Source organism: Bradyrhizobium sp. HKCCYLRH2047 (assembly GCF_051168175.1).
Classification (GTDB): Bacteria; Pseudomonadota; Alphaproteobacteria; order Rhizobiales; family Xanthobacteraceae; genus Bradyrhizobium.
This window is the reverse complement of sequence record NZ_JBNPUM010000002.1, coordinates 550,160-570,329: the sequence shown is the minus strand read 5'-3', so window position 1 is coordinate 570,329 and position 20,170 is coordinate 550,160. Positions and strand designations below refer to the sequence as shown.

Sequence of the window (20,170 nt, the reverse complement as noted above, 5' to 3'; positions counted from 1 at the left end):
GCTGATGGATTCCCGAGAAGAATTGAGGTCATGACCGCCCCGATCGCCATCATCATGGGAAGCCAGTCGGACTGGGATACCATGCGCCATGCCGCCGAGACGCTCGAAGCCCTGGGCGTGAGCTACGACGCCCGGATCGTCTCGGCGCACCGCACCCCGGACCGGCTGTATGCTTTCGCCAAGGGTGCCAAGGCGGCGGGCTACAAGGTCGTGATCGCCGGTGCCGGCGGCGCCGCCCATCTGCCGGGCATGACGGCCTCGCTCACGGAACTGCCCGTGTTCGGCGTCCCCGTCGAGTCGAAGGCGCTGTCGGGGGTCGATTCGCTGTATTCCATCGTCCAGATGCCGGCCGGAATTCCGGTCGGAACGCTCGCCATCGGCAAATCCGGCGCCATTAACGCAGCGCTGCTGGCGGCCAGCGTGCTCGCTCTCTCGGATTCCGCGCTCGCCGGCCGCCTGTCGGCCTGGCGGCAGGCGCAGACCAATGCGATCGCCGAACGTCCGGAGGGCACGGCGTGACCGGCTCCAATCGGGTGAAGCTCAAGCCCGGCGACACCATCGGTATTCTCGGCGGCGGCCAGCTCGGCCGCATGCTGGCGCTGGCTGCGGCGCGGCTCGGGCTGCGCTGCCAGGTGTTCTCGCCAGACCCGGACTCGCCCGCCTTCGACGTCGTGCTGAACGCCACCTGCGCCGAATATGCCGACGTCGAGGCGCTCGAGCTGTTCGCCAATGACGTCGACGTCGTCACCTACGAGTTCGAGAACGTCCCGTCGGCGGCCGCGATGGTGCTGGCGGCAAGGCGCCCGGTGCTGCCGAGCCGCTCTGCGCTGGAGACGACGCAGGATCGGCTGATCGAGAAGGATTTCGTCACCTCGCTCGGTATCCGCACGGCGAACTATGCCGACGTGTCCTCACTCGCCACGTTGCGCGAAGCAGCCTTTCGGATCGGCCTGCCGGCCGTGCTGAAGACACGGCGGTTCGGCTATGACGGCAAGGGCCAGATCAAGATCCGCCAGGGTGACGATCTCGATCGGATCTGGGCCGAGCTCGGCACCAAATCGGCGATCCTCGAGGCGTTCGTTCCGTTCGAGCGCGAGATCTCGGTCGTAGCGGCCCGCGCGGCCGATGGCCAGGTCGAGTGCTTCGACGTCACCGAGAACGAGCATCGCGATCACATCCTGAAGGTGTCGCGGGCGCCAGCCCGCATCCCCGATCCGCTCGCCGACGAGGCCCGGGACATTGCCAGCCGGATCGCCACCGCCCTCGATTACGTCGGGGTGCTCGCCGTGGAGATGTTCGTGGTATCCGATGGACCTGCGCCCGGCGTCCTGGTCAATGAAATTGCCCCCCGGGTGCACAATTCCGGCCACTGGACCCTCGACGGTGCCTCGATTTCCCAGTTCGAACAGCACATCCGCGCGATCGCAGGCTGGCCGCTCGGCAAGCCGCTGCGCCACGGCCACGTCACGATGACGAACCTGATCGGGGACGAGATCGACACCTACGAGCAGTGGCTCACGGTTCCCGGCGCCACCGTGCACCTTTACGGCAAGGGCGCCGCCCGCCCGGGTCGCAAGATGGGGCATGTGACCCAGGTCTCGCCCCTGCCGCCGAGGCAGGGCTGAAATAAACCGCTCGGGCGGGTTAAACTTGCGGTCAAGAGCCCGTCAGCGGGTGGACAGCGACGGTGTCCTCTGATACACGGGCGCCCTCAAGGTTAAGGGCGCGGCCATTTGCCAGCCCTGACTTCACCAGATTTCAAACCGATAGACTGAGAAAGAGGATGCCGCGTGCAGGTTCTCGTTCGCGATAACAATGTCGATCAAGCCCTCAAGGCGCTCAAGAAGAAGATGCAGCGTGAGGGCATTTTCCGCGAGATGAAGCTTCGCGGCCATTACGAGAAGCCGTCCGAGAAGAAAGCCCGCGAGAAGGCCGAAGCCGTGCGCCGTGCGCGCAAGCTGGCCCGCAAGAAGCTGCAGCGTGAAGGCCTGCTGCCGATGAAGCCGAAGCCGGTGTTTGGCGCTGGCCCCGGCGGTGACCGTGGTGCTGGTCGTGGTCCGGGCGCAGGTGCCCGTCCCGGCGCGCCGCGCTGATCTGGCCCGATAGATCTGACGTCGTCTGAAGCGCGGGCCTCTGGCTCGCGTTTTTGTTTTGGGCACCTCATTTTGATTTCGCGCCTCCCTGCCATCCGGCGTCCGGATCCAGCCGCGGTGTGCCCGCCCGTCGCTACGATGCAGAGCACGGCACGCCCCAAAGAAAAAGCGGCGGACCAGCAGGCCCGCCGCTCGATCTCGTTCGAGAGCAATGCCGATCAATTATTTCGGCAGCACCGAGTGGAACACCGATTTCGCCGCCGACATCATGTCCTGCGCCACGTTGGACATCTGGTCCTTGATCGAAGGATCGGACTTGTCGGCACGCAGGTCGAGCGGACGCAACTGCTGGACGGGGATCTCCGCGGGCGGCGTCGGGCGCCCGTCCGGCTGCAATGATCCCGTGTAGGTCGGGCTCGAGGCCGACGGCATGATGAAACCCTGCTCGGCCGGAGGCGCGGAGACCGTCACCGGAGGCGGCAGCGGACGAACCGGCGACACCTGAGGTGACACGGTTGCGACGCGCGGCGCCTCGCCAGCCCCGCGGGCTGCATCGGTCGATGGCTTCTCGGCAGCCGCCTTGCCGGCACCTTCGCTCGCGCGCAACCGCTCGATCGCGGCGCGGGCAAGGTCGGCAGCATCCCGGCGATCTTCCTGCTGGGTCGCTGGGGCCTCGGCCGAAGTGCCACGCACGATCAGCTTTTCCTTCGACGATGCAGGATGGCGCGAGGCCTGCGGATCGGCCGGGAGGCTCGCCGTTTCGGTCGGCTTCACTTCGACGGCCTTCTCAGCGGCCTTGTCGGCCAGCGACTTCTCCGACACGCCCTTGGCCTTGATGCCGGGAGCGGGAATGCTGGAGACCTCGTTCGACGTTTCCGCCGGCTTGGCGTCAGACTTGGGATCGGCCTTCGCGTCCAGCTTGGCAGGGTCGGTCCCCTTGCCCGTGGATTTCGGAGCCTCGCTCTTTGAGCCTGTGAGCTTGGCATAAGCAGCCGAGGCCACCGCCGCCATGGTCGATGGCGGCGAGTCGGGCTTGGTGTTGATGTAGTGATTGACGATGTAGGCCCCGATGATGGTGGCAACCACCGACGGGATGATCTCCATGGCGAACTTTGTGAGATATTTCAGCATGCTGACCACTCCCGCGCGGTATTTGCGGGAACTTTGAGGCACAATTAAGGGACCATCCCACACCTTCCGGAGCTCGCGGACTGCACTCCGTGCAGCCGCGACCGCCGAAAAGTCGTTTCCTGAAACCCTTCGAACCGGAGCCGTGCAGCAATCCGAGGGTGTTGCCACAGCTTCCGGATCGCCGGCTCAAGATACCACAATCAGCGGCATCCCGGTAAACAATTGGTTACGGCTTCAATTCAACTTCGAGGAAAACGATCTCGGAACCGGTCTCGTTCAGCACATCGTGTTCGACCCCGGCCTTTCGGAAATAGGATTTGCCGACCGCGAGCTGCGCCTTCGAGCGCTCGCCGGACGGCGCCACGATCGTCATCTCGCCCGCGGTGACCGGCACGATCACGTAATCCATCTCATGAACATGGCGCCCCGTGGCACTGCCGGGCAATAGCCGCCACTCCGTGACGCGGACTTCGGGCGTATCGACCTGGACGTCGGACTGGGCGCTGAGCATGCTGGATCTCTTGAATCAGGGGACGAAGAGCAGAAACAGGAATATCGCGAACACCACCATGTGCACCAGCCCGAACAGGATGTTCGTCCGTCCGGTGCCGAAGGTCAGCATGCTCAGGACGAAGGTCAGGACCAGCAGCACTATTCCCTGCGGGTCCAGCCCGAGGACGAGCTGCTTGTCGAGCACATGGGCGGCGACCGCCACTGCCGGGATGGTCAGCCCTATGGTGGCGAGCGAGGAGCCAAGCGCGAGATTGATGCTCTTCTGCAGGTCGTTGGCGCGGGCGGCCGAGAGGGCGGCGACACTCTCCGGCAGCAGGATCAACAGCGCCACGAGCACGCCTGCGACCGCCTGCGGCGCACCCGTTGCGGCAACGCCGGCGTCGACCACCAGCGAGAACTTCTTGGCAAGCAGGACCACAGCGAGCAGCGCGACCAGCAGCAGCCCGACACTGAGCAACAGCTTCGCGCGCGGCAGCCTGACATCGTCATCGGCGAACCCCACCGAGTTGCCGACGAAATAATCCCGATGGCGGGTGGTCTGCGTATACAGGAACACCGCGTAGAGCAGGATCGTCACGACGCTGACGAAGGCGATCTGCACGGCAGAATACACCGGACCTGGCGACGTCAAGGTATAATTCGGCAGCACCAGCGTGATGGTTGCCATCGTGAACAGTACGCTGAGATACAGATTGGCACCGGAGACCAGCACGTCCTGCTCGCGATAACGCAGGCCGCCGATGAAGATGCAGATGCCGGCCAGGCCGTTGCACACGATCATGACCACCGCAAACACGGTGTCGCGGGCCAGCGCCGGCGCAGCCTTGTCGCCGAGCATGATGGTGGCGATCAGCGCCACCTCGATCACCGTCACCGCCAGGGTCAGGAGCAGCGTGCCGAACGGCTCGCCGATCTCATGCGCGATCACCTCGGCATGGTGCACGGCCGCGAACACCGTGCCGAACAGGACCACCAGCAGCACCGCGGCGAAGACCACGCCAGCGGCCGAAGGCGTGAAGTCATAATGCGTCGCCGTGACGATTGCGACCAGCGCGACCGCCAAGCCGGGAAAGATCACCGATGATGCGGGCGTTGCGCCCTTCACGCTCATGATTCGCGTCCTTCGATCCGTTCTGTCCGACTATGCGCGACAGCGAGGCGATCGTCACGCGGTCCGGCCGTGACAGGGTCTCAACCAGGACGGTCTCCGAAGGTGCCGTCGATCAGGTCAATGCGGACTGAGCAGCGGATGAATCGGAAGCACGGTCAGCAGCACGAACAGCGGAATGAGGACGGCACCTGCCCGCAGCATGTAGCCGAAGAAGCTCGGCATCTGGATGCCCCGCTCATTGGCGATCGCTGCGACCATGAAGTTCGGCGCATTTCCGATATAGGTCAGTGCGCCCATGTAGACTGCGCCCATCGAGATCGCCGCCAGCGTTCCCGAGAGCTCGCCCATCAGCACCTTGGGATCGCCGCCCGCCAATTCGAAGAACAAGAGATAGGTCGGGGCATTGTCGAGGAAGGCCGACATCAGCCCGGTGGACCAGAAATAGGCGACCTCCCGCGGCGCGCCGGCGGGTGTCGTCACGGCATCCAACAGCCAGCCGAAAGAGCCACTGCGACCCGCATTCAGCATGGCGATGACCGGAACGATCGCGGTGAAGATCGCCGCGAACAGCTTGGCGACCTCTCGGATCGGCTCCCAGTTGAACCCGTTCGCCTCGCGGTGCTCGTCCGGCGTCAGCCAGAGCGACAGTCCGGCGATCGCCAAGAGAACGGCATCGCGCACGAGGTTCTGAAGTTCGACATGCGTGCCGAAGACGTCGAAGGAGATGCCCGGCTTCCAGGTCGCCGATACCAGCGTGTTGACGACGATGGCCGCGATCAGGACGACGTTGACGAGCCCGCGAACACGAACCGGCTCGCTCGTGCCATCCGTGCTCGAAGGCTTCTCGGCACGGAAGCGCCATGCGTCGATCGCGGCAAAGATCACGAGCAACAGGCCGGCGACGATCGCGGTCTGCAGCCAGAGGTGTTGCGTCGTCCAGAAGAAGTCGACGCCACGCAGAAAGCCGACGAACAGTGGCGGATCGCCGAGCGGGCTCAGTGCACCACCGACATTGGCGGCCAGAATGATGAAGAAGATCAGCACGTGCACATTATGCGGCCGGCTCAGATTGGCGCGGATCAGGGGACGCACCAGGATCATCGCGGCGCCCGTCGTGCCGACGACGCTCGCGATGATCGTGCCGAGCGCCAGGATGGCGGTGTTGGTCGCGGGCGTGCCCTTGATGTCGCCGGTCACCAGGATGCCGCCGGCGACCGTATAGAGGGCGAACAGCAGCACGATGAAGCTGAGATATTCGGCGAGCAGCGCGTGGACGAAGGCAGCGAGCGCCGTGCCAAGCCCTGCATTCCAGGTCAACGCCGCCAACGCCACCAAGGCCCATGCCGCGGCGATCTTTCCGTAGTGATGATGCCAGAACCTGGCAAACAGCAACGGCCCGAGCGCGATCGACAACAGCAGTCCCGCGAATGGCAGTGCGAACGGCCAGGTCATCGCCGCGCCGTTCAGCCCGGCGGCATGCGCCTGCACCGGCAGGCTCCCAAAGAGCAGGACGATCCCGAGGAGAGCCGGCCACCGCGATCGATGGACGTTACAAGCCGTCGATGAAGCTCTTGGCCGTCTCAGTCGCACCGAAAAGATCCAGGTCATTATGTCCGCCGTTGGGAAACCGTACGAAGCGCTTGGGGTCATGCGCAAGTGCGAACAATCGTTCCCCGAAGCGGATCGAAATCGCCGGATCCCTTTCGCCATGCATGATCAGGAGCGGCACACGCACATCGGCGATGCGCCGATCGGAATGGAAGCTGTCGAGCATCAGCAGATTGACCGGAACCACCTTCAGCATCTCCGACGCGACATCGACCGTGGATGTATAGGGCGCTTCGAGGATCAGCTTGGCGACCGGATGCTCCGCGGCGATCGCGGTGGCCACGCCGCTGCCGAGGGAAAAACCCCAGGCCACGATCCGTCCCGACTCGTAGCGCTGTGTCGTGAACGCATAGGCGACTGCGGCATCTTGCAGCAGCCCGTGCTCACTGGGACTGCCGCTGGACCCCGCATAGCCGCGATAGGACAGCGCAACGAGACCGGTGCCGTCGGCCGTGAGCGCCTTGAAGCGCGGCACCACGCCCGCGAGAAAATCGCCATTGCCCGGGAAGTACAGAACGACCTTGTGGCCAGGCTTCGCCGGCACATGCCAGACGATGACCCTCTCGCCATCGACCGAGGTCAGCACATGCTCCTCAGCCTGAGGAAACCCGGCTGCAGCCGGTGCCGTGCGGCCCACCGGCGGAATGGGGAACAGCACTGCACGCTGGCGGACGAATAGGGCCGCAAGCACGATGCCGTAGACCGCCGCCACGACGATCAGGAGCCATTTCAGAAACGTCATGGCTCCCGATGCCGCCGGCTACATGCCCTTGACGATGTTCTCGGTCATCTTCTTGGCGTCGCCGAGCAGCATCATCGTGTTGTCGCGGTAGAACAGCGGATTGTCGATGCCGGCATAGCCCGACGCCAGCGAGCGCTTGATGAACATCACGGTGCCGGCCTTCCAGACCTGCAGCACCGGCATGCCGTAGATCGGCGAGGACTTGTCCTCCTCGGCCGCCGGATTGGTGACGTCGTTGGCGCCGATCACGAAGGCGACGTCGGCCTGGGCGAATTCCGAGTTGATGTCCTCGAGCTCGAACACCTCGTCATAGGGAACGTTGGCTTCGGCGAGCAGCACGTTCATGTGGCCGGGCATGCGGCCAGCGACCGGATGAATCGCGTATTTCACCTCGACGCCTTCCTTCTTCAGCGTGTCGGCCATCTCGCGCAGCGCGTGCTGCGCCTGGGCGACCGCCATGCCGTAGCCGGGCACGATGATCACCTTCGAGGCGTTCTTCATGATGAAGGCGGCATCGTCGGCCGAGCCGAGCTTGGCCGGCTTCTGCTCGCCGGTGCCACCGCCCGCCGCTGCGGTCTCACCGCCGAAGCCGCCGAGGATGACCGAGATGAAGGACCGGTTCATCGCATGGCACATGATGTAGGACAGGATCGCACCGGACGAGCCGACCAATGCGCCGGTGATGATCAGCGCCGAATTACCGAGCGTGAAGCCGATGCCCGCGGCCGCCCAGCCGGAGTAGGAGTTCAGCATCGAGATCACGACCGGCATGTCGGCGCCGCCGATCGGGATGATCATGAGCACGCCGAGCGCCAGCGCCAGCAGCGTCACCATCAGGAAGTCGAAGCCGCCGCCCGTCATCACCAGGCGGATCACGAAGAAGACCAGCGCCACGGCGAGCGCGATGTTGATGATGTGACGCGCCGGCAGAATGATCGGCGCGCCGCTCATCCGCGCGGACAGCTTGAGGAAGGCGATGACCGAGCCGGTGAAGGTCAGCGCGCCGATGGCGACGCCGAGCGACATCTCGACCAGGCTCTGCGGATGGATGTTGCCGGGCGTGCCGATGTCGAACGCTTCCGGCGCGAAGAACGCGCCGGCGGCGACCAGCACCGCGGCCATGCCGACCAGCGAGTGGAAGGCGGCGACGAGCTCGGGCATCGACGTCATCGGCACCCGGCGCGCAATGACTGCGCCGATGCCGCCGCCGATCGCAACGCCGAGGATCACGAGGATCCAGGCGATCGCATCCGCCGGTGGATGCCCAGCCAGCGTGGTGGCGACCGCAATCGCCATGCCGGCCATGCCGAAGAAGTTGCCTTGCCGGCTGGAGGCCGGGCTCGACAGCCCGCGAAGAGACAGGATGAACAGCACACCTGCCACGAGATAAAGGAGTGCCGACAGATTGGCGTTCATTGCAGATGCCCCGTTGTGCCTGTCATCCCGCGTCGTGCGGCGTTGTTACTTGGACTTCTTCTTGTACATCGCCAGCATGCGCTGGGTGACGAGGAAGCCGCCGAAGATGTTCACGCAGGCGAAGATCAGCGCGATGAAGCCGAACGCTCGCGCCAGACCACTGCCGCTCGACAGCATGGGAACGCCGACCGCCAGCAGCGCGCCGACAACGATCACCGAGGAGATCGCATTGGTCACCGACATCAGCGGCGTGTGCAGGGCCGGCGTCACCGACCACACCACGAAGTAGCCGACGAACACCGCCAGCACGAAGATCGACAGCCGGAAGACGAAGGGGTCGACGGCTTGGACGACATGTTCCATGGCTCTGCTCCTTAGGCCTTCGGCTGGAAGTTCGGGTGGACGATGGCGCCATCCTTTGTCAAAGCCGTGGCCTTGACCAGCTCGTCGTCCCAGTTCACCGTCAGTGTCTTTTCCTTCTTGTCGATCATCGTCTCGATGAAGGAGAACAGGTTGCGGGCGTAGAGGCCGGAGGCGGACGCTGCGACCCGGCCGGCGAGATTGGGGTAGCCGATGATCTTGACGCCGTCGATCTCGACGGTCTCGCCGAGCTTGACGCCCTCGACATTGCCGCCACGCTCGACCGCAAGGTCGACCAGGACCGAGCCAGGGCGCATCGACTTCACCATCTCCATGGTGACGAGGCGCGGCGCTGGACGGCCGGGAATCAGCGCAGTGGTGATGATGACGTCCTGCTTCTTGATGTGTTCCGCCGTCAGCGCCGCCTGCTTGGCCTGGTACTCCTTGGACATCTCCTTGGCATAGCCACCGGCCGTCTGCGCGTTCTTGAACTCCTCGTCCTCGACCGCCAGGAATTTGGCGCCGAGGCTCTCCACCTGCTCCTTGGTGGCGGGGCGCACGTCGGTGGCGGAGACCATGGCGCCGAGCCGGCGCGCGGTTGCGATGGCCTGCAGGCCGGCGACGCCGACGCCCATCACGAAGACCTTGGTCGCCGGCACGGTGCCGGCCGCGGTCATCATCATCGGGAAGGCGCGACCGAACGCCTCGGCGCCCTCGATCACGGCGCGGTAGCCGGCGAGGTTCGCCTGGCTCGACAGCACGTCCATCACCTGGGCGCGGGTGATGCGCGGCATCAGTTCCATCGCGAACGAGGCAATGCCGGCATCGGCCATCGCCTTGAGCGCGGCATCGTTGCCGTAGGGATCCATGATCGCGAACACCAAGGCGCCGCGCCGATAGTTGGCGAGCTCGGAGGCTTCCGGCCGCTTCACCTTGATGATGATGTCGGCGTCCTTCAGCGCGTCGGCGCTGACGGTTGCGCCTGCCGCCGTGAATTCCGAATCCGGCAGGCCGGACTTGATGCCGGCGCCGGGCTCGACCGCGATCTCGGCACCCAACGCCTTGAACTTCTTCACCGTGTCGGGAGAGGCGGCGACCCGCGGCTCCAACGGGTCGATTTCCTTGGCGACGGCAATCTTCATGAGGCCTCCGGCGCGAATGCGCGCGCGAGCTTAAAAGGGCGGGACGTCCATGGCTTCAGCATGACGGCGGATCGGCCCGGCCAGTCAGCTGAAGGCCCGCCGGCGGAGATGCCGGCGGGCCCATAGCGACATTAAGCGAGGAAAATAGCCATCAAGATGACGATGAGAGCGACGCTGATCGTGCCGTACTTCACCAGCTTGATGAAGCCCTCATAGGTGGCCTCATGCGCCACGTAGTCGTTGCCGTCAGCCGTCGAGTAGGCGATCTCGCCATGGTTTGCCATCGGGGTCCCCCAAAGAAAAATTGCTTTGTTAAGGTCGCATACCTCAAAGCCGATGCAAGGGCAACGGCTGGCATGCAAGGCGATTTTATCGGTTTTTCCGATCGGGCTATTGGCCAGGCCAATTGTCACGGATCCAGCGCGTCAGGCTGGCCTCGCTGACCTCGCCGGCGGCGAGGGCGAGGATCATGGCAGTTGCCTGCGCAGGGTCGGGCGCGAACGCGATTTCGTTTCTGCGCAGAAACGTCATCATCGCCATGAACGCGATGCGCTTGTTGCCGTCGACGAAGGCGTGGTTCTTGGCGAGCCCGAATGCGTAGGCCGCGGCAAGCTCCGGCAGCGTCGCCTGCTCATAGCTCCATTTGTTGACCGGACGCTCCAACGCCGACCGCAGCATTCCTTCTTCGCGCAGTCCTGGCGCGCCGCCGAAGCGGCGCAACTGACGGGCGTGAATCGCGATCGCCTGCTCGTAGGTGATCCAAAGCGGCTCTTGCTGGTCGCTCATTTGGCGAGCGCGGCGAGGGTGTCGCGGTACTCATCCATAATGTCGTCGGCGATCTCCATCGTCCGCTCGAAATCCGGATCGTAGGGGAGCGCCTGGAATCCGCCCCCGGGCAGTTCCACGATATGCAATTGCTGGCCGCGCTTGAGATCGAGCCGCTGCATCAACTCGCGCGGCAGCAACAGGCCATCGGAATTGCCGATCTTCTTGATCTCGATCTTCATGGTGAGGTCCGCTAGCGAGAAAGGGGCGTGTTATACAGACGTATAACGCACCCCTTTCTGCCGTTCAACAAATGTTTAACAGCCCTACCCCATCGCCTCCAGCTCGTCGATCATGCCGGCGATGACCGACAGGCCGCCGTCCCAGAACTTGGGATCCTTGGCGTCCAGTCCGAATGGGGCGAGCAGCTCCGAATAGTGCTTCGTTCCGCCGGCGGACAGCATCGCCAGATAGCGCTCGGCGAAGCCGTCGGCGGCGTGCTCATAGACGGCATAGAGCGAGTTCACGAGGCAGTCGCCGAACGCATAGGCGTAGACGTAGAACGGCGAATGGATGAAGTGCGGGATATACATCCAGAAGTTCTCGTAGCCCGGCTTGATCTCGATCGCCTCGCCGAGGCTCTCGGTCTGCACCGAGAGCCAGATCTGGCCGAGCCGCTCCGCGGTCAGTTCGCCATTCTTGCGCTCGGTATGAACCGCGCGCTCGAACGAATAGAACGCGATCTGCCGCACCACCGTGTTGATCATGTCCTCGACCTTGCCGGCGAGCAGCGCCTGGCGCTGCTTGGCATCCTTGGTCTCCGACAATAGCCGCTTGAAGGTCAGCATCTCGCCGAACACGCTCGCGGTCTCGGCGAGCGTCAGCGGCGTCGGCGCCATCAGCGCGCCGTTCTTGGCCGCCAGCACCTGGTGCACGCCATGGCCGAGCTCATGCGCGAGCGTCATCACGTCGCGCGGCTTGCCCTGGTAGTTCATCAGCACATAGGGATGCGCCGAGGGCGTGGTCGGATGCGAGAACGCGCCCGGCGCCTTGCCCGGGCGCACCGGCGCATCGATCCAGCTGTGATCGAAGAAGCGCTGGGCGATGTCGGCCATCTCCGGCGAGAAGCCGCGATAGGCCGTCAGCACCATGCTCTTCGCCTCCGGCCACGCGATGGTGGCATTGGCGGCGAACGGCAGCGGCGCGTTGCGGTCCCAATGCGCGAGCTTCTTCTTTTTGAACCAGCGCGCCTTGAGCTGGTAGTAGCGATGCGACAGTTTTGGATAGGCCGCGCGCACCGAGGCCACGAGCGCATCGACCACCTCGCGCTCGACGCGATTGTTCAGATGGCGCGAATCCGCCACATCCTGGAAACCGCGCCAGCGGTCGGAGATGTCCTTGTCCTTGGCGAGCGTGTTGGTGATCAGCGCGAAGGTTCGCTCATTGGCCTTGAAGGTCTTGGCCAGCGCCTCGGCGGCGGCCTTGCGCTTGGCGCCGTCACGGTCCTGCAGGAAGTTCAAGGTCGGCTCGATCGCGAGCTCCTTGGCCCCGACCTGAAACCGCAGACCAGCGATGGTCTGGTCGAACAGCCGGTTCCAGGCCGAATAGCCGGTCTGCGACTTCTCGTGGAATAGCTGCTCGACGCGATCCTCGAGCTGATACGGCTTGTCCTTGCGCAGGTCCTCGATCCACGGCCGGTAGTGACCGAGCGCGGGCGTCTCCATCGCGCGCGAGATCACGGCGTCGTCGATGCGGTTGAGCTCGAGCGGAAAGAACAGCAGATGCGTCGACGCGGCCGTCAGCCGCTCCGAGATGTCGCCGTAGAATTTGGAGATCGCCGGATCGACGCTGTCGCCGGCATGCGCGAGACCGGCGAACGAGCCGAGCCGTCCGGCAAGATCGTCAATCGCCTCGTAGCGCCGCACGGCTTCTGCGAGCCATTCGCCGCCATCCTCGCGCGCCACGTGCTCGGCGAGCTTGCCCTTGTAGTCGGTCTCAAACGCGACGCATTCGGCATCCATCTTCGCGAGATCGTGAGCGATCTCAGGCGCGTCGATGCCCATATAGAGATCGCCGAGATTCCATTCGGGCAGCGTTCCGATTCCGGTCTTGGCCGCGACCACCTTCTTCGCCGGCTTTGCAGATGATTTGGCCGTCGCGCCACGCTTGGCCTTGGCGGCCGCCGGCTTCGACGGCGTCTTGACGACGGACGTCTTGGCCGGTTTGGCCTTGGCAGTCTTTGACGCGGCTTTGGGCGGAGGAGCAGCTTTGGTCGGCTTGCGAAGGGCAGAAGAGGCGCGCGAGGTCATCGGATGGGTAACCTGTTGTTCGAACGTTTATCCCGATCAGCGAGGTTTAAGGTTGCGTTAATCGGCGTCGGCGAGAGTGCCCCGATTCGAGACAGATAGTCGTAGCGTGCAAGGAAAGCCATGGCTGCCAGCATTTTGATTGCCGATGATGATCCGGTCCAGCGCCGGCTGGTGGAGAACATGGTGCAGAAATGCGGCTACGAGGCGGTCGTCGTCGAGACCGGCGACGCCGTCATCGAGAAGCTGACCAATCCTGACGCCGGCCCCATCGACGCCATCGTGCTCGACCTCGTGATGCCCGGCCTCGACGGCATGGGCGTGCTCTCGAAGATGCGCGAGATCGGGATTTCGATACCTGTCATCGTGCAGACCGCGCATGGCGGCATCGACAACGTGGTCTCCGCGATGCGCGCCGGCGCGCAGGATTTCGTCGTCAAGCCGGTCGGCATCGAGCGGCTCCAGGTCTCCTTGCGCAATGCGCTCAATACCTCGGCCCTGAAGGGCGAATTGCAGCGCATCCGGCACAGCCGCGAAGGCCGCCTGACCTTCGCCGACATCATCACCCGCGCCGAGGCGATGGCGCCGATCCTGCGCATCGCGGAGAAGGCCGCGGCCTCGTCGATTCCCGTGCTGATCGAAGGCGAATCGGGCGTCGGCAAGGAGCTGTTCGCCCGCGCCATCCACGGCACCAGCGAGCGCAAGACGAAGCCGTTCGTCGCCGTCAATTGCGGCGCGATTCCGGACAATCTGGTGGAATCGATCCTGTTCGGTCACGAGAAGGGCGCATTCACCGGCGCGACCGAGCGTCACATGGGCAAGTTCGTCGAAGCCCATGGCGGCACGCTGTTCCTCGACGAGGTCTCGGAGCTGCCGCTCGCCGCCCAGGTCAAGCTGCTGCGCGCCCTGCAGGAGGGCGCCGTCGAGGCCGTCGGCGGCCGCAAGCCGGTCAAGGTCGACGTGCGCATCATCTCGGCGACCAATCGCAGGCTGCTCGACCGCGTCAAGGAAGGACATTTTCGCGAGGATCTGTTCTACCGGCTGCATGTGCTGCCGCTGACCATTCCGCCGCTGCGCACCCGCCGCGAGGACATCCCGCATCTGTTGCGGCATTTCCTCGCGCGGTTTGCGGCCGAGGAGAACCGCGCCATTTCGGGCATCACCGGCGAGGCCGTCGCCTATCTGACCAAGCTCGACTGGCCCGGTAACATCCGCCAGTTGGAAAACGCGGTCTACCGCGCCGTCGTCATGGGCGAGAGCGACCAGCTCGGCGTGGCCGATTTTCCGCTGATTCCCACCCACGCGCCGCCGGTCGAGCCTGCGCCGGCCCTCACCGTGGAGCGGCCTGTTCCTCCCCTGCCTGCGATGGTACCGGGTAGTGAAGTACCCATTGCCCCTCTGCCCTCGCATGGGTTCCTGCCGCTGCTCACCGCGAGCGGCGAGGTGCGGCCGCTCGAGGAGATGGAGCATGAGATCATCCGCTTCGCCATCGCCCATTACCGCGGCCAGATGTCGGAGGTGGCGCGCCGCCTCAAAATCGGACGCTCAACGCTCTACCGCAAGCTCGACGAAGCCAATGGCGAGACGCCCGCAACGGAAAGCCCGCCGCTCGGCTGAGCCGCGCGGATGCTCACCATGGTCGCGCTCGGCTGTCGTCCGAAAAAGGCCGCAAGTCTTGGCAACAATGGAACATCTGAACCGTTGCCTTGCGGTGACAGACAAAGGAAATAACGCGTGGCACAAACGCACGATCGGTTTGGCCGGGGTTTCCCAAGAGTCAGTTTGTCGTGAGTTGTCCCGTGTGGCGCTGGCCGCAGAAGTGGGGCTTGAGTATCGTTTGGGCGTGAATCATTGCGTGCAGACGTGAGCCATCCTCACCGGCGGTACCTACGCCGAAGCTGGCGGATCGACCTTGTTACACCTGTTCCAGCCGGGACAGATCATCCGAGGGATTGACGATGCGAGATTGTGTGACCACCCGTGGCGGATATGACCGCGTGCTCATGGCTGTCGCGGCGACCTTCCTCGCGGTGTCCTCGACCTCTGCTTTCGCCCAGAGCGATCCGCCCCGCAACAGCGCGGCCGAGCTGGCCATCGATGCGGCGATCCCGTTCCCCGAGCCGGCCAACGTGCCGCCGCCGACCGCCAGTGACTTCAAACTCGACACAACCAAATCCGACACCACCGCAACCGTGTCGCCCGAGCAGGTCAAGGCGCCCGAGACCACGGTCAAGCCGGTCGACTCTGCGGCGGCGCCTGCGGCCGATCCCACCAAGACCGTCGCCACGCCGCCCGCAGCGGCTCCTGTCACCGCGACAGCCCCGGAGCCGGTCAAGGCCGCCAGCACCATTCCCGCCGCCGACCAGCCCGTTGCCGACCGTCTGCGCGACCTGATGGCGACCAAGGCGACGAAGTATTTCGACCGCAAGGCCGAGCGCGCCGCCGTCGAGAAGTTCTACACCGGCCGCGACTATGCGCCGGTCTGGACCCAGGGCGGCAGCCTGACCGCCGCCGCGAAGGGCGTCATCGCCCGTCTCAAGGATGCAGCAGCCGACGGCCTCAATCCCGGCGACTATCCGGTGCCGGACTTCGCAGCCGCAGCCTCCGCACCGGATGCACTCGCGGAAGCCGACCTCAGGCTCACCGAGAGCATGATGGACTACGCGCGCCAGGCGCAGAGCGGCCGCATGCACTGGTCGCAGGTCTCGGCGGACATCCAGTATCCCGAGCATCCGGTCGACCCCAACGAGGTGCTGGCCAACGTCACCGGCGCCAAGGACGCCTCGGCGGCGCTCGAGAGCTACAACCCTCCGCACAAGCTCTACAAGCTCTTGAAGGCCAAGCTCGCCGAGCTGCGCGGCGTCACCGACGGCGCGCCCGTGATCATCGACGAAGGCCAGCCGCTGAAATACACGCCTGCCCGCGGCAAGAATGCGCCGGAGGCCGAGGCGCAGATGTCCGACCCGCGCGTGCCGAAGCTGCGCGCCAAGCTCGGTCTCACCGAGAATGCCGACGACATCCGCTACGACGCCAAGGTCGCCGCCGCCGTCCGCAAGTTCCAGGAGAGCGTCGACCTCAAGCCGACCGGAGTGCTCGACGACCGCACGGTGAAGGCGCTGAACACGCCCAAGCGCGACAAGCAGATCGATACGGTCCTCGTCAACATGGAGCGCTGGCGCTGGCTGCCGCGCGACCTCGGCGCCCCCGGCATCGGCGACGCCTATGTGATCCTCAACATCCCCGACTACACGCTGAAGGTGATGCAGCACGGCGCGCAGGTGTGGAGCACCCGCGTGGTGACCGGCAAGCCCGGGCAGCATGCGACGCCGCTGCTCAGCGAGACGATGAAGTTCATCACGGTCAATCCGACCTGGAACGTGCCGCCGTCGATCATCTACAACGAGTATCTGCCGGCCCTGCAGCAGGATCCGACGGTGCTCGACCGCATGGGGCTCCGGCTGGAGCGCGCGCGCGACGGCTCGATCCACATCTCGCAGCCGCCGGGCGAGGCCAACGCGCTCGGCCGCATCCGCTTCAACTTCCCGAACAAGTTCCTGGTCTATCAGCACGACACGCCGGACAAGAACCTGTTCGCCCGTGACGAGCGCGCCTTCAGCCATGGCTGCATGCGCGTACAGTATCCGGATCAGTACGCGTCGGTCCTGCTCAACATCACCATGCCCGGCGAGCGCTACACGCCCGAGCGCATCCGCAGCATGTACGGCCGGAGCGAGATCGACCTGAAATTCCCGACGCCGATTCCGGTCAACATCACCTACCAGACCGCCTTCGTCGACGATGCCGGCAAGCTGCAATTCCGCAAGGACATCTATGGCCGCGACGCCACCATGATCGCGATCCTGAAGAACAGCCGCGGCAAGGATCTCGAGAACGTCGTCGCCCATGCCCAGCCGAGCTACGCGCGTCCGAAGGGGCCGCTGCCGAACTCGGTCAGCCTCAGCGACAACAGCTTCTCCTCCGGCCCGAACTTCTTCGAGCGGCTGTTTGGCGGCGGCGGCGGCGCGCCGACGCCGCCGGCGCCGGTCGGCCGCCCTGCCCGGCGGGTCTTCACCCGCTGATCAGGCCGCCGATCACGGTCAAATTCCATTTTGAGATCAAAGGCCTCGCCGATCGGCGGGGCCTTTGCTTTAGGTTAACCACAATGATCAACCAAGATTCGATGGCTCTTTTTCGCCACACTCAAGAGTATATGTTAAGGGTAATTGGGGGGCGGGTCGGTGAGTATCCCTTAACCATCCCGCCTTAGGTAAGCGTTTCCTCTCTCTTCCGCCGGACGGGCCGCAAGAGGGTATTCGAGTAAACGCTCGTCGACGGGGTGGGCTGCATCTTGCTGTCTGTTTTCGCGCGCCAATCTGTTTCGCTCACGAGAGCGGGCTGGAAGGCTGGATGCCAATACGGACTGGCGGCACTGCTCCTGGTGCTGGGCGCCGGCTCGGTGCACGACGCCGCTGCACTGAACGAGACCAAGACGCTCTCCTTCCACCATACCCATTCCGGCGAAGATCTCACGGTCACCTTCAAGCGCGAAGGCCGCTATGACGAAGACGCGCTGAAGAAGCTCAACCATTTCCTGCGCGACTGGCGCACCCAGGACGAGACGGTCATGGACCGCCGCCTGTTCGACATCCTCTGGGAAGTCTATCGCGACGTCGACGCCAAGCAGCCGATCCAGATCATCTCGTCGTACCGGTCGCCCGCCACCAATTCGATGCTGCGCCGGCGCTCGGCGCATTCCGGGGTGGCCCGCCACAGCCAGCACATGCTGGGCCATGCGATGGACTTCTACATCCCTGGCGTGCCGCTGGAGCAGATTCGCTTCGCCGGCCTGCGCCTGCAGCGCGGCGGCGTCGGCTTCTACCCGACCTCCGGCTCGCCCTTCGTCCATCTCGACACCGGCAACATCCGCCACTGGCCGCGCATGACCGCCGAGCAGCTCGCCCGCGTGTTCCCGGACGGCAAGACCGTTCACGTGCCGAGCAACGGCGTTCCGCTCAAGGGCTATGAGCTGGCCAAGGCCGAGATCGAGAAGCGCGGCAATGGCGATGACACGTCGTCCAGCCCCAACCTGTTTGCACGGCTGTTCCGCGGTCGTCCGAGCGAGGATGACGAGGAGTCGGGCGAGAGCGAGAGCAAGGCCGACGCCAAGCCGGTTCAAACCGCGGCACTCGCCGCCAAGCCGGCTGACAAGAACTCCGACAAGGACAGCCGGACCGCCGAGCGATCGGTGGACAGCAAAGCCGCCACCGCGCGTGGCAAGATCGTCAACACCCTGCAGTTGGCCTCCGCGGATGCGCAATCTGCAGCTCAGCCCGTGGCGACCAAGCCGGAGACGAAGTCCGAAACGACGGGCGCCGTCGGCAGCAGATCCAGGGACGGCGCGCCGCAGAGCGTCGCCGACATCATCAATTCGCGCGGCTTCTGGGGTGACAATCCCGGCACGCCGAAGCAGGCCACCCCCGAGCAGGTTGCCGCGATCACGGCGCGCCGTGCGCTGTCGTCGATCGATCAGCAGCAGACCGCGAGCCTGATGCAGGCCATGGCCTTCGCGCCCCCGGCCTCCTCTCCGCTCGATCGCGCCAATGCCGCCTCCACGACCGTCATCCCGGTGCGAAATGCCCGCCCGGCGACCCGCAGCGTCGCGCCGGTGCCGGAGGCCGCGAAGAATGGGCAAGGTCAGGACGGCGCCATCACGATGGCGACGCGGATCTCGGCGGCCAAGGGTCCCGATTCGACCTGGATGCGGGCCATCATGCTGACGCCGAGCGCTTCATCCTCGATGTCCGTGACGAAAATGGGCGACGTGGACCTCACCGTAATGCGCAGCTATTTCGTCAAGCCGCAGGTCGCGCTGGCGATGAGCTTCGCCGCCGAGCCGACGCCAGGACTGAGCTACGACCAGTTCACAGGGCCGGCGATCATCAAGCTCGAAACCAAATCCTTCGCCATGCGCGCGGCAGCCTTGCGCTGACGCCGCGGCGGCCTGCTAGTCGTTCTCCTCAGCATCGACGGGTTTGGAGTGCGGCGTCGATCGCCGCAACACGCGCATGCCGCCGGCGCGCCGAGCCTGATCTGGAGAAAGCGAATGCCCCGTCAGGGGCAGCGGAGATCTCCTGCAGGTGAGCGAGGCCTGCTGCTCAGATCATTCCGAGCGCCTGCATATAGGTCTCGAGGATGCTTTCCTCTTCCTGGCGCTCGTTCGGGTCCTGCTTGCGGAGCCGGATGATCGTGCGCAGCGCCTTGACGTCGAAGCCATTGCCCTTGCTCTCGGCGTAGACGTCCTTGATGTCTTCGGAGATCGCCTTCTTCTCCTCCTCGAGACGCTCGATCCGCTCGATGATCGACTTGAGCTGGTCTACGGCAAAGCGGGTCGCGGGCGAGTCGTCGTCCTTCGCGGCGGCGGAGGTGGCCATCTGATACTCCTGAGTGGAACTCTGTGTCCAAGAAAGGCGCCAAAGGGCGCTACGTGTTCGCCGCGACCCTCAAATCTGGCGTGCCCTGCGTCAAGGCGGCATCGACCTCATCCACAGAGCGCCCACACCTTGTTGGCCTGCGCAGCGTCAAGCCTGCGCAAGCAGCTCGCGCCACTTGTGTTTCGTCGCCATCCCGCGCAGCACCCGATTCGCACATTGCCGCGCCGGACAGCGCGGCTCCTGCGCGTCTGATCAGTGGCCCGGATGCGACTTCTTGAAGGCTTCGCGCTGCTCGGCGCTGGCCTCACGCTGGTGTTTCGCCTTCCATTCCTCGTAGGGCATGCCATAGACCGCCTCGCGGCTCTCGTCCCTGGTCATTGGCGCTCCCTGGGCGTCGGCGGCGTCCTTCAGCCAGTTGGAGAGACAGTTGCGGCAGAAGCCTGCCAGATTCATCAGATCGATGTTCTGAACGTCGGTTCTCGTCCGCAGATGCTCGACAAGCCGGCGAAAGGCGGCGGCTTCGAGCTCGGTCCGGGTGGTGCTGTCCATCGT

At 64.9% G+C, this 20,170-nt stretch carries 20 protein-coding genes; 6 read left to right on the top strand and 14 right to left on the bottom strand.

Going from position 1 to position 20,170, the window contains the following annotated elements; all coding sequences use genetic code 11:
• The first annotated feature begins 30 nt into the window (after positions 1-30).
• From purE to rpsU, 3 genes are all read left to right on the top strand, one after another.
• Positions 31-519, top strand: a complete 489-nt coding sequence (gene purE, locus ACQR1D_RS06180; RefSeq protein WP_315802609.1) for a 5-(carboxyamino)imidazole ribonucleotide mutase — start codon at positions 31-33, stop codon at positions 517-519.
• The gene (locus ACQR1D_RS06175; protein ID WP_315802608.1) at positions 516-1,625 is read left to right on the top strand and encodes a 5-(carboxyamino)imidazole ribonucleotide synthase; all 1,110 of its coding nucleotides are present in this window, start codon (positions 516-518) and stop codon (positions 1,623-1,625) included. Before purE ends, ACQR1D_RS06175 begins: the two co-directional genes overlap by 4 nt.
• A 165-nt stretch (positions 1,626-1,790) precedes the next feature.
• Positions 1,791-2,093, top strand: a complete 303-nt coding sequence (gene rpsU, locus ACQR1D_RS06170; RefSeq protein ID WP_011924350.1) for a 30S ribosomal protein S21 — start codon at positions 1,791-1,793, stop codon at positions 2,091-2,093.
• A gap of 222 nt (positions 2,094-2,315) precedes the next feature.
• Here the strand turns inward: rpsU and ACQR1D_RS06165 are convergent, their stop codons facing one another.
• From ACQR1D_RS06165 to ACQR1D_RS06110, 12 genes are all read right to left on the bottom strand, one after another.
• Positions 2,316-3,224, bottom strand: a complete 909-nt coding sequence (locus ACQR1D_RS06165) for a hypothetical protein (RefSeq protein ID WP_434839584.1) — start codon at positions 3,222-3,224, stop codon at positions 2,316-2,318.
• A gap of 226 nt (positions 3,225-3,450) precedes the next feature.
• Positions 3,451-3,735 (bottom strand): cupin domain-containing protein, encoded by a 285-nt coding sequence (locus ACQR1D_RS06160; protein WP_315717559.1) that lies wholly within the window; start codon positions 3,733-3,735, stop codon positions 3,451-3,453.
• Positions 3,736-3,750: 15 nt separating this feature from the next.
• The gene (locus tag ACQR1D_RS06155; RefSeq protein ID WP_316217933.1) at positions 3,751-4,848 is read right to left on the bottom strand and encodes a calcium:proton antiporter; all 1,098 of its coding nucleotides are present in this window, start codon (positions 4,846-4,848) and stop codon (positions 3,751-3,753) included.
• A 117-nt stretch (positions 4,849-4,965) separates the two neighbouring features.
• Positions 4,966-6,300: a sodium:proton antiporter gene (locus ACQR1D_RS06150; protein ID WP_434888161.1), complete on the bottom strand. Its 1,335-nt coding sequence runs from the start codon at positions 6,298-6,300 to the stop codon at positions 4,966-4,968.
• Positions 6,301-6,397: 97 nt separating this feature from the next.
• On the bottom strand, positions 6,398-7,198 hold the full coding sequence (locus ACQR1D_RS06145; RefSeq protein ID WP_434888155.1) for an alpha/beta hydrolase: 801 nt from the start codon (positions 7,196-7,198) through the stop codon (positions 6,398-6,400).
• Positions 7,199-7,216: 18 nt separating this feature from the next.
• The gene (locus ACQR1D_RS06140) at positions 7,217-8,614 is read right to left on the bottom strand and encodes an NAD(P)(+) transhydrogenase (Re/Si-specific) subunit beta (protein WP_316236982.1); all 1,398 of its coding nucleotides are present in this window, start codon (positions 8,612-8,614) and stop codon (positions 7,217-7,219) included.
• A 45-nt stretch (positions 8,615-8,659) separates the two neighbouring features.
• Positions 8,660-8,977: a proton-translocating transhydrogenase family protein gene (locus ACQR1D_RS06135; protein ID WP_284420324.1), complete on the bottom strand. Its 318-nt coding sequence runs from the start codon at positions 8,975-8,977 to the stop codon at positions 8,660-8,662.
• 11 nt (positions 8,978-8,988) lie between these two features.
• The gene (locus tag ACQR1D_RS06130; RefSeq protein WP_434893755.1) at positions 8,989-10,116 is read right to left on the bottom strand and encodes a Re/Si-specific NAD(P)(+) transhydrogenase subunit alpha; all 1,128 of its coding nucleotides are present in this window, start codon (positions 10,114-10,116) and stop codon (positions 8,989-8,991) included.
• Between the two features lie 131 nt (positions 10,117-10,247).
• On the bottom strand, positions 10,248-10,400 hold the full coding sequence (locus tag ACQR1D_RS06125) for an aa3-type cytochrome c oxidase subunit IV (protein ID WP_315736334.1): 153 nt from the start codon (positions 10,398-10,400) through the stop codon (positions 10,248-10,250).
• Between the two features lie 106 nt (positions 10,401-10,506).
• Entirely contained in the window at positions 10,507-10,902 is a 396-nt protein-coding gene (locus ACQR1D_RS06120) for a type II toxin-antitoxin system death-on-curing family toxin (protein WP_315802604.1), read from the bottom strand.
• Entirely contained in the window at positions 10,899-11,123 is a 225-nt protein-coding gene (locus ACQR1D_RS06115; RefSeq protein WP_315802603.1) for an AbrB/MazE/SpoVT family DNA-binding domain-containing protein, read from the bottom strand. The genes ACQR1D_RS06120 and ACQR1D_RS06115 overlap by 4 nt, the downstream gene beginning before the upstream one ends.
• A gap of 84 nt (positions 11,124-11,207) precedes the next feature.
• Positions 11,208-13,190, bottom strand: a complete 1,983-nt coding sequence (locus ACQR1D_RS06110; RefSeq protein WP_434893756.1) for a M3 family oligoendopeptidase — start codon at positions 13,188-13,190, stop codon at positions 11,208-11,210.
• A gap of 120 nt (positions 13,191-13,310) precedes the next feature.
• Between ACQR1D_RS06110 and ACQR1D_RS06105 the strand changes: the two genes are divergently transcribed.
• From ACQR1D_RS06105 to ACQR1D_RS06095, 3 genes are all read left to right on the top strand, one after another.
• Positions 13,311-14,804, top strand: coding sequence for a sigma-54-dependent transcriptional regulator (locus ACQR1D_RS06105; RefSeq protein ID WP_434893757.1), 1,494 nt, complete (start codon positions 13,311-13,313; stop codon positions 14,802-14,804).
• Between the two features lie 386 nt (positions 14,805-15,190).
• Positions 15,191-17,266, top strand: coding sequence for a L,D-transpeptidase family protein (locus tag ACQR1D_RS06100; protein ID WP_434893804.1), 2,076 nt, complete (start codon positions 15,191-15,193; stop codon positions 17,264-17,266).
• Between the two features lie 269 nt (positions 17,267-17,535).
• The gene (locus tag ACQR1D_RS06095; RefSeq protein ID WP_434893758.1) at positions 17,536-19,176 is read left to right on the top strand and encodes a DUF882 domain-containing protein; all 1,641 of its coding nucleotides are present in this window, start codon (positions 17,536-17,538) and stop codon (positions 19,174-19,176) included.
• A 166-nt stretch (positions 19,177-19,342) separates the two neighbouring features.
• On the opposite strand, the gene ACQR1D_RS06090 is transcribed toward ACQR1D_RS06095, so the two are convergent.
• Positions 19,343-19,618 (bottom strand): DUF2312 domain-containing protein, encoded by a 276-nt coding sequence (locus tag ACQR1D_RS06090; RefSeq protein WP_008961835.1) that lies wholly within the window; start codon positions 19,616-19,618, stop codon positions 19,343-19,345.
• Positions 19,619-19,870: 252 nt separating this feature from the next.
• Positions 19,871-20,167: a DUF1244 domain-containing protein gene (locus ACQR1D_RS06085; RefSeq protein ID WP_316179843.1), complete on the bottom strand. Its 297-nt coding sequence runs from the start codon at positions 20,165-20,167 to the stop codon at positions 19,871-19,873.
• Positions 20,168-20,170 lie beyond the last annotated feature (3 nt).

What these genes read in the sequence shown, in the direction of transcription:
- ACQR1D_RS06110 (WP_434893756.1), bottom strand. Translation starts at nt 13,190, where the DNA reads ATGACCTCGCGCGCCTCTTCTGCCCTTCGCAAGCCGACCAAAGCTGCT.
- ACQR1D_RS06155 (WP_316217933.1), bottom strand. Translation starts at nt 4,848, where the DNA reads ATGAGCGTGAAGGGCGCAACGCCCGCATCATCGGTGATCTTTCCCGGC.
- ACQR1D_RS06100 (WP_434893804.1), top strand. Translation starts at nt 15,191, where the DNA reads ATGGCTGTCGCGGCGACCTTCCTCGCGGTGTCCTCGACCTCTGCTTTC.
- ACQR1D_RS06150 (WP_434888161.1), bottom strand. Translation starts at nt 6,300, where the DNA reads ATGACCTGGCCGTTCGCACTGCCATTCGCGGGACTGCTGTTGTCGATC.
- ACQR1D_RS06115 (WP_315802603.1), bottom strand. Translation starts at nt 11,123, where the DNA reads ATGAAGATCGAGATCAAGAAGATCGGCAATTCCGATGGCCTGTTGCTG.
- ACQR1D_RS06130 (WP_434893755.1), bottom strand. Translation starts at nt 10,116, where the DNA reads ATGAAGATTGCCGTCGCCAAGGAAATCGACCCGTTGGAGCCGCGGGTC.
- ACQR1D_RS06140 (WP_316236982.1), bottom strand. Translation starts at nt 8,614, where the DNA reads ATGAACGCCAATCTGTCGGCACTCCTTTATCTCGTGGCAGGTGTGCTG.
- ACQR1D_RS06090 (WP_008961835.1), bottom strand. Translation starts at nt 19,618, where the DNA reads ATGGCCACCTCCGCCGCCGCGAAGGACGACGACTCGCCCGCGACCCGC.
- ACQR1D_RS06125 (WP_315736334.1), bottom strand. Translation starts at nt 10,400, where the DNA reads ATGGCAAACCATGGCGAGATCGCCTACTCGACGGCTGACGGCAACGAC.
- ACQR1D_RS06160 (WP_315717559.1), bottom strand. Translation starts at nt 3,735, where the DNA reads ATGCTCAGCGCCCAGTCCGACGTCCAGGTCGATACGCCCGAAGTCCGC.
- ACQR1D_RS06135 (WP_284420324.1), bottom strand. Translation starts at nt 8,977, where the DNA reads ATGGAACATGTCGTCCAAGCCGTCGACCCCTTCGTCTTCCGGCTGTCG.
- ACQR1D_RS06085 (WP_316179843.1), bottom strand. Translation starts at nt 20,167, where the DNA reads ATGGACAGCACCACCCGGACCGAGCTCGAAGCCGCCGCCTTTCGCCGG.
- ACQR1D_RS06165 (WP_434839584.1), bottom strand. Translation starts at nt 3,224, where the DNA reads ATGCTGAAATATCTCACAAAGTTCGCCATGGAGATCATCCCGTCGGTG.
- ACQR1D_RS06145 (WP_434888155.1), bottom strand. Translation starts at nt 7,198, where the DNA reads ATGACGTTTCTGAAATGGCTCCTGATCGTCGTGGCGGCGGTCTACGGC.
- purE (WP_315802609.1), top strand. Translation starts at nt 31, where the DNA reads ATGACCGCCCCGATCGCCATCATCATGGGAAGCCAGTCGGACTGGGAT.
- ACQR1D_RS06120 (WP_315802604.1), bottom strand. Translation starts at nt 10,902, where the DNA reads ATGAGCGACCAGCAAGAGCCGCTTTGGATCACCTACGAGCAGGCGATC.
- ACQR1D_RS06105 (WP_434893757.1), top strand. Translation starts at nt 13,311, where the DNA reads ATGGCTGCCAGCATTTTGATTGCCGATGATGATCCGGTCCAGCGCCGG.